We start from the raw sequence: 11,772 nt of genomic DNA on the forward strand, positions 1-11,772 counted from the left end.
GCCATCACACAATGCGCATGCCTTGGCCCGCATCGAAAAAATGCAGCCGGTCAGCGGCAAACCGCATGGGAAGATGGCTGCACGGCGCAGGAATGGGATGAGGTGGTACGCGCGAAACAATCGCCTGATCGCCGAAGCGAAGGTTGAGAAAGACCTCGTTGCCGACCGGCTCGATGACCTCGACTTTTGCTTCCAGCATCGACGCGTCCGCTGTGCACGGCTGCAGGTGCTCGGGACGTACACCAAGCACGACCTCGCGCTCGAACCATGTTTCCAAGGCAGTTGCTTGATGCGGCTCAAGCTGCAGCGGCACGAGGCCTTGCGCAGTCGCCAGGCTGCCGCCGCTTTCGCGTTGCAGGCGTCCGCGCAGAAGATTCATGGCCGGCGAACCGAGGAAACCGGCCACGAACAAATTGGCCGGCCGGTTGTAGAGGTTCATCGGTGTGTCGATCTGCTGGATCTTGCCGCCATCGAGCACCACGATACGTTGCCCGAGCGTCATGGCTTCGACTTGGTCGTGCGTGACGTAAATAGTGGTGGTTTTCAATTGTCGATGCAGGCGTGCGATCTCGACGCGCATCGACAAGCGCAGCCGGGCATCGAGATTGGACAGCGGCTCGTCGAGCAGAAACACCTTCGGCTCTCGTACCAGCGCACGGCCAAGCGCAACACGCTGGCGCTGCCCACCGGACAACGCGGCTGGTTTGGCGTCCAGCCGATGTTCCAGTTCCAGCAGGCGCGCAGCATTGTGCACGCGGCGCGCGATGTCATCCGATGGCTTGCCGCGAAGGCGCAAGCCGAACGCGAGATTCTCAGCCACCGTCATGTGCGGATAAAGCGCGTAGTTCTGGAACACCATCGCGATGTCGCGATCCTTCGGCGTGACATCGTTGACCACGCGCCCGTCGATGCGCAGCGAGCCGAACGAGATCGGCTCCAGGCCGGCGATCATGCGCAACAGGGTCGTCTTTCCGCAACCGGAAGGACCCACCAATACCAGAAGCTCTCCATCCGCGATGTCGAAACTGGCATCATCGACGCCGACATGCCCATTGGGATAGACCTTGCGTACACGGTCAAGACTGACAGTCGCCATCGATATGCATTGCCCCATTTACGCAAAGCGTTGGACTATTCTCCCCGCGTAATCGATGACATCAAGCCGCACTGCGGCATGGAGAGTTTTGCATCATGACTCGTAGCTATCGCTTTCCGGCTGACTTCGTTTGGGGCGCTGCCACTTCTGCCTACCAGATTGAAGGATCGCCCTTGGCGGATGGCGCGGGTCCAAGCATCTGGCAGCGTTTTGCACACACCCCCGGGATGATGGCCAATGGCGACCATGGCGATGTCGCCTGCGATCACTATCGACGCTACAAGGACGACGTGCAGCTGATGCGCGCCTTGGGCCTGCAAAGTTATCGTTTCAGCATTGCATGGGGACGTATCTTGCCGGAGGGCATCGGGCGCATCAATCAACAAGGTTTGGACTTCTATTCGCGGCTGGTCGACGAACTGCTGGAATACGGCATCGAACCCAACGCCACGCTGTTTCATTGGGATTTGCCTGCCGCGCTCGATGATCGCGGTGGCTGGCTCAATCGCGATAGCGCGCAGTGGTTTGCCGAATACGCCACGGTGGTCTTCAAGGCGCTGGACGGCAGGGTGAAACGTTGGTCCACTCTCAACGAACCGTGGGTCGTTACCGATGGCGGCTACCTGCATGGAGCGCTCGCGCCGGGGCATCGCAATAAATACGAAGCGCCCATCGCCGCACATAATTTGATGCGCGCGAGCGGCGCCGGCATCCAGGCGTATCGCGCCATCGGCCGCCATGAAATCGGCGTGGTCTTCAACTTTGAACCCAAATACCCGGCCTCGGACCGCCCTGAAGATATCGCGGCAGCACGCCGCGCGCACGCCTATATGAACGAGCAATTTGCCGACCCGGCGCTGCTCGGCTCTTATCCTCCCGCATTGAAAGAGGTCTTCGGCGATGCGTGGGCGGATATTCCCGCCGAGGATTTCCGTTTGATGCAACAGCCCGTCGACTTCATTGGCATCAATTACTACACCCGTTCCGTCGTGAAGCACGACGATGATGGTTATCCGTGCCGCGCTTCGCGCGTGCACCAGCGACATGCCACGCACACCGAAACGGATTGGGAGGTCTACGAACAAGGCCTGACCGATACGCTGATGTGGTTCAAGGATCGCTATGGCGATCTGCCGTTGTATGTGACGGAAAACGGTGCGGCGTTTTACGACCCGCCGGTAGCGGAAGGCGACCTGGTCGAAGATCCGCTGCGCATCGCCTACCTGCGCAAGCATCTTCGCGCTTTGCATCGCTGCATCGACGCCGGCGTGAATCTCAAGGGGTATTACGCGTGGTCGTTGCTCGACAATCTGGAGTGGTCGTTGGGATACGCCAAGCGGTTTGGTTTGTATCACGTGGATTTTGCGACGCAGAGGCGTACGCCGAAGGCATCGGCGGGGTTTTATGCGCGGGTGATTGAGACGAATGGTGAGGCGCTTGGTGATTAGGGTTGGCTGATTGTTATTGCTTGGCACGATTGAGCATGTCGTTGGTTGATGGATTGCCTGCGGCTTCCGGTCCCGGAGGGACCGGGTCACTTTCTCTTGCGTGCCCAAGAGAAAGTAACCAAAGAGAAGGGCAACCCCGAGGGAGCGCTGGCCGGGCTCCTGCCCGCCCAGTGCGTGAAGAATGGGTGGGGGTTTTCGACAGCACCTCCTGTGCTGACGAAAACCAAGCCGACATCCATGCCGGCTTCCCTTCGGGCTGATCCACCCATCCCCCACCGCTCCCTAAGGGGCCCGGAAAGAGCCGCACGCCGTCCAGGCGTGCACTCGGTGCCGGCGCCGTGCGCCGGTCAAAAGCGACACTTCTCCGTAAAAAATGCTTTGTCGAAAAGTTCGATGCGCGAGCCTGACCAGGCGTAGCGCTGGCAGGAAGCGCGCGCCAGGAAGGCGAGTCCTTGGGGTGCTGTTTCTTTTGGTTACTTTTCTTGACTTCAGGCGTCCTGCTCTCCGCTCTTCGGGCCAGCGGCGCTGTTCGCCAGCGTTCCTTACGCTGGCGTGGGCACGCAAAGAAAAGTCACCCGGTCCCTCTGGGACCGGAAGCGCCGCAGGCAATGCAGCCATTATCGAAATCCAGCAATTTAGGTGAGAAAGCTCAAGCAACAACACGCGAAGAGCAAGCTACCCAACTTTCTCCAACAACCACCTTTTCAACACCCCATCCTCCGCAACCATCGGCTCCGCCACCGCGTCCTTCTCCAGCATCGCCGCCAACGCAGGCGGTATTTCCACAGATCGCCCGATCAGCGGCTCCACCACACTCTCAAATTTTGCTGGATGCGCGGTGGCAACCACCGTCCACGGTGATGCATCGCCCGCTGCGCGATACTGATCCAACACATGCATGGCAGTAGCGGTATGTGGGCAAAACACCTCGCCATGTTCCCGCGCATGCATCGCGATGGTGGCGCTGATCGCGGGATCGGACACACTCTGCGCCTGCAGGGTCGCACGCAGTGTTTCCACTTGCGGGAACGTCCAGCGCAGGCGCTCGAAGTTGCTCGGTGCGCCGACGTCCATGGCGTTAGCCAACGTGGCGATGGCTTGGCGCGGTGTGTAAGCGCTGCCGGCGAAGAAATCGGGCAGGGTGGCGTTGGCGTTGCAGGCGAGACGTATCTGTCCGATCGGCAATCCCATCTGGCGAACCCACACGGCGGCGAGTGCGTTGCCGAGATTGCCGGTGGGCACGATGAGGTGGAGCGGCTCGTGATATTCGTTCCACCAGCCAAGCGCAGCGTGTGCGTAATAGCTCATCTGCGGCAGTAATCGGCCCAGGCTGATGCTGTTGGCGGATGACAAAGGTACTTGTGTTTGCAGGGAGGCATCGTTGAGTGCGGCCTTCACCATGCGCTGGCAGTCGTCGAATCTTCCTTGTACGCGTAGCGCGCGCACATTGTCGCCGAAGCAACCCAATTGATGTGCCTGGCGCGGTGACACGCGGCCATCGGGGTAAAGAATGACCACCTCGATACCAGGTTGCCGGTGAAAGGCCGCGCCTACCGCCGCGCCGGTATCGCCAGATGTCGCGACCAGAATGGTCAGTGTTTTTTGGCTGTCATCGCGAAGCCGACGCAGGCAAGCAGCGAGGAAGCGTGCGCCGACATCCTTGAAGGCAGCCGTCGGGCCGTGGAAAAGCTCCAACACCGAGGTGCCGGGATGTGCTGACGACGACCGCAGTGGCGTCGGGAAGGTGAGGGCTTCCGCACAGATAGCGGGGAGCTCGCCGGCAAGCGCGTCACCGGCGAAAAAAGGCGCAAGCAAGGTGGATGCGGTATCGGCAAGACTGCCATGCGGCCGAAAGTCTTGGGGTCGCAGTGGAGGCAGATGTTCCGGCACATAGAGTCCGCCATCAGGAGCCAGGCCTGCAGCAATCGCGTTGCTGAGCGTGGTGGCAGGACTGGCATCAAGCGTACTGAAGTAACGCAAGCTTGCACTCATGCATGGTTACCCTGGGTGGACAGGAGTGCAGCGGGACCGTCTACCGGCGCGACATAACTGTCGCTATCGAGGCCGACCTCGGCGAAGGCCTGGCGCATGGCGTCGGCGGCCGCTTCCGCATCGCTGCGCTGTTCGAACCAGCCGAACACGCTAGGGCCGGCGCCGGAAATGCTTGCGCCCATGGCCTTGTGATCGAGAGCGGCTTGCTTCACGCGCGCGAAGTTCGGCACCAGCGGTGCCCGCCGCGGTTCGACCAGCACATCTTTTAAACCTTCACGCACGAGTTGCGCCTCTCCCTGCCAGCAGCCGGCGAGAACCAGTGCGAGGTTGGCCGACTGCGCCACGAAATCGCTCAAGGCGTAATCGCCGGCGAGCGCTGCGCGTGCCTTGCGTGTTTCCAATACGGCATGCGGATGCACGAGTGCGCAGTGCCATGTGGCAGGTACCGGAAGACGCACGAGACGATCGCGCGTGGCGAGCACCAGTCCACCCAGCAACATGGGGCCGACGTTGTCGCCATGGCGGCCGCCGCTGGCAACGGCTTCACCTTCCAGCGCGAAGCCGTAGAGCGATTCGCGCGGCAAAGGACGTTCCAGCAATGCATTCGCTGCCACCAGTGCCGCGACACAAGAAGCTGCCGAGCCACCCATGCCGGAACCTAGCGGGATGCCTTTGTGAAGCGAAATCTCAAAGCCGTGTTGCAGGCCGAGCGCTTTGCGCAAAGCCATCAGCCCAGCGCCGGCTGTGTTTTGCGCGGCATCCATGGGTAGCACGTCCACACATCCCTGGATGCTCGCGATACGTACGGTCGGGGTGTCGATGCGACGCACGTCGGCACGATCGGATGCGCCAGCGAGGCAGTGGCCGAGGATATCGAAGCCAACCCCTACATTGCCCACGCTGGCGAACGCGGTGGCCGAAGCGGATTGCAGGCGTGGCGAGGACATGGGCGGTTTCACGGCAAAAGGAGCGTTCATACGCGCACCTCCAATGCTTCGGCGATGCGCAGCAAATCGGCGAACACCCCGGCGGCCGTTACTTCCGGTCCGGCGCCGGGACCCTGCACCAGCAGCGGATTATCGCGATAGCGCTGGGTGCGGAATTGCACGATGTTATCCGTAAGACGTGTATGTGCGAACGGATGAGAGGAAGGCAATACCTGCAGGCGCACCTGCGCACGCCCGTCGCGGTCGAGGCTGGCGACATGGCGGAGTACGCCTTGCTGGGCATGCGCTTCGGCCAGGTGTGCGGCCATGGGCGCATCGAGTTCATCCAGGCGTTCCATGCACGTTTCCAGCGGCAGGTCGGCCAGCGCCGGTGGCACCAGACTTTCGACCGAGACATCGTGCAGGGACAACGGCCAGCCGGCTTCGCGGGCGAGAATCACCAGCTTGCGTGCGACGTCGATACCGGAAAGGTCATCGCGCGGATCAGGTTCGGTATAGCCCAGTGCATGCGCTTCGCGGACCAGGGCAGAGAAGGGACGTTTGCCATCATGCTGGCAGCAGAGCCACGCAAGCGTGCCTGAGAACATGCCTTCCACCGAAGACAACTGGTCGCCGGTATCGAGCAGATCCCGCAGTGTTTGCACCACGGGCAAGCCCGCGCACACGGTGGCTTCGTAGCGGAAGCGTCCGCCGTGGTTGCTGGCTGCACGAATGGCTTGCCAGCGTGAAAGCGGGCCGCTGCTCGCCAGTTTGTTCGGCGTGACGACGTGCAATCCTGAGGCAAGCCAATAGGGATACTGCGACGCCACCGCATCGCTGGCGCTGCAATCGATCAGCATCCCTTGACGCTGTCCGTCCCCGCGAATGTAAGCGGTGAACTGATCCAGGTCGGTCGGCCGCCATGTTTGGGCGTCGTGCTGCGCGTTGAGTTCCGGATCGTCGCAATCCAGCCACATGCGTTGGCTGGCGGCAACGCCGCAAAGCTTCAGCTCCAGTCCTGTTTCGTGCAAAAGGCGGGCTTGCGCGGTGCGTAGTTGAGTAAGCAGCACGCTACCTACGCGTCCGGGGCCGATCACGCCGATCGCCAGTGTTCGGCGGCGCGAGACAGCGGCCTGCAACGGCGGCAGGCGGTGCGGATGTTCGGCGATGAGTGGTGCACAGCTTTCCATGACGGCCTCCGTATGAGGCCCCTGGCTCGCTGGCGGTTCGGTGTGTGCCGGCCCGCCTCGTCGAGGGCGGGACCGTTTGCGTATGAGAACTTATTCGCGCACAGACACCACCCCGAAGCCGGTCGTTCCGGTTCCGGTAGTGGTGGTAATCGTGGTGGTGATCGCTGCCGCTGCCATGCCGTTACGCCCGTTGAAAACCGGGGCGAATTCGATGCGTGCTGGCATGCGTGCAGGCGACATGCGACCGACGATAGTTGTGCGTTGCAGCGGTTGTCAATAAGCGTTTAATGAAACTATGGCATGAGAACAGCCGGCGAGAAGGTTGCAAAAGAAACCTTGCCGCTTCAGTCAAAAATGGTCTCTCCGTTGCAAGGATGAAACGCATTCGCTGTGCGTTCCATCCTTGTCACGTCTGCTGAGGTCTTTTGCGGAAGGTCAGCAAGAGCGATTCTCAGCGTGACAAATCGATGGCGTATACGGCAGTGCCGTCACCGTTGTCGCGCACTTGTTTCACGTTGTGTAGACCATCGGTCGCGGCGAGTTCCTGCTTGTCGCTGGCGGAAGTGAACACCACCGGCCCCTGAGTTTTCAGCCGCGCGAAATGCCATGACGCACGCGGCAGATCTTCTGCGGTAAGCACAGGATGCGCTTGCAGCCAGCGGGCGAGAATGTCGCGCGTCTCATCCGGTGCAGCCAACACGATGTTGCTGCCGTTCAAGCCGGGAAAATGACCGCCGCCGCTGGCGCGATAATTATTGGTGACCACGACGAAGGTCTGCGATGAGGTGACGGGCTTGCCGTGGTAAGTCAGCTTTTCAATACGTTGACCAACCGGTTTGGAAACATCGATGACATAGGCAATGCCGCCCTGGATCTGATCGAAGTTGAAGCCGGGATATGTGTCGTTGATCAGCGTCTGTTCGGCGGTGGTATGTGGATCGATGCGACGGAAACGCTCTGCAGATGTCTCCAGCCACGCCTTGAGGGCGGCACCGTCGACCTTCACCGCCGTCAGCGTATTGGGATAGAAGTACAAGTCAGCGGCGCTGCGCAAGGTGAGCGGACCGGGCATCACATCGGTGTAGTCATCCGGCCCACCGAAGCCGGTGCGGAAAGCTGCGGCGGCAGCCAGTACCGGCACATTTGCCAGTTCGGGATGCGTGGCGCGCAGGGCGTTGCGTACGTAATCGATCTGCGCGGCGTTCACCGGCGCCAGGGCCCGCATGTCGCCCTCGTCAGCGAAGTAACTGCTCATACGCACTGTGCTTTGGCCGATAGGTGTATTCACGTAATCGATCGCCGCTTGCTGCACTTTGCCGACCACCAGCTTGATCTGCGGATCGGCCGGCACACAGTTCGACGCCGAAACCGCCGGTTTGCCGCCTATCAGCATTGGCGGGCAGATCGGCCAGACCTGGCTGAATGTCTTGCGTTTGTCGATCGTCCAGTGGCCCTGCTGGCGCACCAGTGCAAGCCGGATCACGCCAAGATCCTTGCCGAAAAAACCACCCATCACGGCCGGCACTCCGCGCACGAAGCCGCGCTCGTCATCCACCTCCGGCATGTGTGCAAAGCGTGGGCCGGGGAAATCCGTGTGTTCGTGACCGAGCAGCAAGACATCGATACCCGGCACGCCGGCAAGGTACCAGCCGCCGTTTTCCATGCCGGAGCTGTATGGCGCCGCGTCGAGGCCACCGTGCAAAATCGCAATGACCAGATCCGGATGCTGTGCCTCGATCTCGGGCATGTATTTCTTTGCCGCTTCCACCACGCCGGTCACGGTGACCTTGCCTGCAAGATTCTGTCTGTCCCATTGCATGATCGGCGGTGGCGTGAAGCCGATGATGGCGATCTTGAACGGCACGCTGAGCGAGCTGCCATCCGGAGTGTAGGCGGCCACGTTGCGACGAACGATGGTCCACGGCGTGAAGATCGGCTTGCCGTCGCGAACGCTGTCCACGTTAGCCAGCACCAGCGGATAGTGCGGGCCGGCGCAGTGCTGCGTGCTGCCGCCCTCGACGTTCATCGGCGTACCGGTCACCTGGGAAAGGAATGGCAGGCCGTAATTGAATTCATGGTTGCCGATGGTGCCGCCGTCATAACCGACCGCGTCCATCGCTTTGTAGATCGCAAGCTCCTGCCCGCAGCCCACGCGTTGCACCTGGGCCTGGTAATCGGCCAGCACACTGCCCTGGATGGTGTCGCCGGCGTCGAACAGCAGGCTGTTGGTGAACTGGTTGCGTGCCTTGCGTATCAGGGTGACGGTGCGCTCGAAACCCAGCGTCGGGTCGGCCTTCTGCTTGTAGTAGTCATAGCTGAGCACGTTCGAGTGCAGGTCGGTGGTTTCCAGAATAGCGACGTCTGCCCGTACGCCATCCGGTACCGCAAGCCGGGATGGGGCCGGCTGATGGGGTTGGCTGGCGCAGCCGGCCAGCAGAAAGACGGCAGCAAGAGCGCTCAGTCGACAAGAACGTCGGGTCATGCAGGTTCCGGTTGAAGCAGGGGAATGCATGAACCTAGCAGATATGCATGACGGTTCGCGCCCCGGCGCGCCCGCAGCCGGACGAAAAAGCCCTAAAATGACGCTTCTTTGACATTGATAAAGACGAGCGTCGTCCCACGAGGCGCCGCCATACCAGAAGGGGGATCCCGTCTATGCCGCTGATTTCGTTTCGCGCCTCGCGAAACCGCACGACTATGCTCTGTGCATTGGCGTTTTTTGCGGTTTGCATGTGGTTTACCGCCTGGCAGGAGCCACTCATCGAGCAGCGCGCTTTTGTATCCGCTTTGATGCTGTGTGTAGTCGGCGCGTCGCTGTTCGTATTCGCCCGCGCGGCTTTCGCGCTGGTTTTCAGCGGCGGCCTGTTCCTGTTGTTGCGTGCCATCACGGTGCTCAAGGAGGAATACCTGGAGTCGCCGCTGATGCCTGCGGACTTTGTGTATTACGTGCGCTCCAGTCTGTTCGAAACCTTGCGGCGCTATCCGAATATCTACAGCGTCGGCATGTGCGTAGGCGTCGCCGTACCGATCATCCTGTGGCTTGCGTGGTATGGCGACAGACGATTGTTCATCCGCTTTCAGACGCTGCCCCGCCTGCTGTTGCGCAGCGGCGGCATCGTGCTCAGTGTGCTGGCCTTCTGGCTGTGCCTGCTGCCATCGGGCCCCTTTGCGCAGGTCCATGCACGTGGTGTGTGGGACAAGATGTCCGACGATGCGGATCTCACGAATTTCTTCGTCAATCTGCGCGATTCGAGTGTCCACGTGCCCACGACATCGGATGATGCGAGCGCGGAGCGCGATTGGCAGAGCACGGCGACACCGCTGCCATCGCCGGTGGACCCGACGCACTATCCCGACATCGTGCAAGTGCTCGAAGAGAGCACGTTCGACCCGGCACCTTTTACGCATTGCACCGTACCTGCTTGTGATGTCGCGATGTTCAAGCCGGATGCACGCACCCGTGGCACGGGCCTTATGCGCGTACACACCTTCGGCGGTGGCACCTGGGTAAGCGAATTCGCTGCCCTGACCGGCATGCCGCAAGACATCTTCGGCCCCGGTGGCATGTATGCGCCTTACGTACTGGCGCCGCACGTGCGTGATTCGCTGCCTTTGTTGTTGAAGCGCCTGGGCTATCTCACCGTTGCGATCTATCCCACGCATGGTGAATTTTTGAATGGTCGCGATGCGTATAAAGCCTACGGTGTCGACCATTTTTATGGTGCTGGAGAACTCGGCCTGGATGATTGGGACGAGACCGATGCGCAGATGTTCGCGGCTGCCAAAAAGATTTACGACAAGCTGAAGAAACCAGGGCAGCCCATTTTCATGATGGTGTTGACGATTAACCAGCATGGCCCGCACGACGATCCCATGTCGACCTTGCCCAAGTCATTCCAGAATTTGCTGCAGGGGTTGCCGTCGGACGCTGCGCTGAATTTCGATACCTACTTGCAACGACTGCATGATTCGGATGTCGCGATGAAGGGGCTCGAACATGATTTTCTCGATCGTGCGCAACCGACGGTGCTCGTCCACTTCGGCGACCATCAGCCTTCCTTCGACAATCTGATGCGCACGCTGCCACGTACCTTGCCATCCGCGCTGGTACCGTATCAGGATTACCTCACCTACTACATGATCAAGAGCAACGTGCCGGGTACGCCGCTGCCGACCTATCCCATGCTGGATATCGCGCATCTGCCCGGCATGGTGCTGAAAGCAGCAGGCTTACCGATGGACGCTTATTTTTCTGCACTGACGTCATTACGTGAGCGGTGTGATGGGTTATACGCGGATTGTGCGGACAAGGCTTTGGTGAAGTCGTATTACGGGTGGATATTTAATCGGTTGCACGTTTATCAGTGATGTTTCTTATATGGATTGTTTGGGGACGCCGACAGCTCTCCCTTATTGAATAAATCTTCATCGCAACATGCCTCGATAATCCCCATGGCCGGCAGGTCGCCACCCAAAATGAGGCGGGTGGGCGCATTAGGCTTTTTCATGTCCACTAAACGTGAAGACTGATCTTCTGTTCCTATCCGGCAATGAACCAGGAGAAACGGAAGGACTTTTCTCGTGTATGTGCTCGCATTTCCCCTGCTAAATTCTTTCTACCCGGTAGATGGTCTACCGGCTCTCAATGAAGGGGAAGCCCGATGTCATGCACTCAAGGAGTCCGCAAAGCTCTGCTCGTCAGTCTAGCCAGTGTCGGCCTGACCACGGGTGTCTTTGCTCAGACGTCCACACCCTCCGAAGGTTTGGGGCAGTCTTGGCCGAATGCAGCCGACATGAGCACCAGTCCGAACTGGCACGTCTACGTGTTCAAGCTCCACGGGATCAAATACATCCAGGTCAACGATCTGGACGGCCATGTGCATGCCGCCGTAGCAACAGCTGCCGGAACCGTCGTGGTTTTGCCGATGGGTGTCGACGCACAGGATGTTCGGACATCGCCCACGAACACCTCATCGAATGCCCGGACGATTTACAACGATGGCGCCACCAGTGTCATGGCGGAGCCCCAAAGCGCGGGGACGACCCAGTTCTTCGTCGAGGACACATGTACCGACCCAGTGAGTTGCTCCGCCGCTGTCAGCGCCCCCGTCCATTAAGAA

9 protein-coding genes are annotated in these 11,772 nt (G+C 60.4%); 3 read left to right on the plus strand and 6 right to left on the minus strand.

Annotated elements, in window-relative coordinates; all coding sequences use genetic code 11:
• Nucleotides 1–4 precede the first annotated feature (4 nt).
• Nucleotides 5–1,096 carry an ABC transporter ATP-binding protein gene (locus AC4HNJ_RS08725; protein ID WP_490479158.1) on the minus strand — a complete coding sequence of 364 codons (1,092 nt, stop codon included), beginning with the start codon at nucleotides 1,094–1,096 and terminating at the stop codon, nucleotides 5–7.
• A gap of 95 nt (nucleotides 1,097–1,191) precedes the next feature.
• Between AC4HNJ_RS08725 and AC4HNJ_RS08730 the strand changes: the two genes are divergently transcribed.
• Nucleotides 1,192–2,544 (plus strand): GH1 family beta-glucosidase, encoded by a 1,353-nt coding sequence (locus AC4HNJ_RS08730; protein WP_490479159.1) that lies wholly within the window; start codon nucleotides 1,192–1,194, stop codon nucleotides 2,542–2,544.
• Nucleotides 2,545–3,219: 675 nt separating this feature from the next.
• Here the strand turns inward: AC4HNJ_RS08730 and thrC are convergent.
• The 5 genes from thrC to AC4HNJ_RS08755 form a co-directional block, all read right to left on the minus strand.
• Complete coding sequence (gene thrC / locus AC4HNJ_RS08735) at nucleotides 3,220–4,536, minus strand: threonine synthase (protein ID WP_490479160.1); 1,317 nt, start codon at nucleotides 4,534–4,536, stop codon at nucleotides 3,220–3,222.
• Nucleotides 4,533–5,513 carry a homoserine kinase gene (locus AC4HNJ_RS08740; protein ID WP_490479161.1) on the minus strand — a complete coding sequence of 327 codons (981 nt, stop codon included), beginning with the start codon at nucleotides 5,511–5,513 and terminating at the stop codon, nucleotides 4,533–4,535. The genes thrC and AC4HNJ_RS08740 overlap by 4 nt, the downstream gene beginning before the upstream one ends.
• Nucleotides 5,510–6,652, minus strand: a complete 1,143-nt coding sequence (locus AC4HNJ_RS08745) for a homoserine dehydrogenase family protein (RefSeq protein ID WP_490479162.1) — start codon at nucleotides 6,650–6,652, stop codon at nucleotides 5,510–5,512. The genes AC4HNJ_RS08740 and AC4HNJ_RS08745 overlap by 4 nt, the downstream gene beginning before the upstream one ends.
• A 90-nt stretch (nucleotides 6,653–6,742) precedes the next feature.
• A complete protein-coding gene (locus AC4HNJ_RS08750) occupies nucleotides 6,743–6,877 on the minus strand; it encodes a hypothetical protein (protein ID WP_490479163.1) in 135 nt (44 codons plus the stop codon).
• Nucleotides 6,878–7,103: 226 nt separating this feature from the next.
• Nucleotides 7,104–9,134: a bifunctional 2',3'-cyclic-nucleotide 2'-phosphodiesterase/3'-nucleotidase gene (locus AC4HNJ_RS08755; RefSeq protein ID WP_490479164.1), complete on the minus strand. Its 2,031-nt coding sequence runs from the start codon at nucleotides 9,132–9,134 to the stop codon at nucleotides 7,104–7,106.
• A gap of 248 nt (nucleotides 9,135–9,382) precedes the next feature.
• On the opposite strand from AC4HNJ_RS08755, the gene AC4HNJ_RS08760 reads away from it, so the two are divergent.
• Entirely contained in the window at nucleotides 9,383–11,020 is a 1,638-nt protein-coding gene (locus tag AC4HNJ_RS08760; protein ID WP_490479165.1) for an LTA synthase family protein, read from the plus strand.
• Nucleotides 11,021–11,445: 425 nt separating this feature from the next.
• Nucleotides 11,446–11,769 (plus strand): hypothetical protein, encoded by a 324-nt coding sequence (locus AC4HNJ_RS08765; RefSeq protein WP_490479166.1) that lies wholly within the window; start codon nucleotides 11,446–11,448, stop codon nucleotides 11,767–11,769.
• Nucleotides 11,770–11,772: the final 3 nt, after the last annotated feature.

The sequence above is a fragment of the Dyella sp. SYSU CM1112 genome (assembly GCF_058216415.1).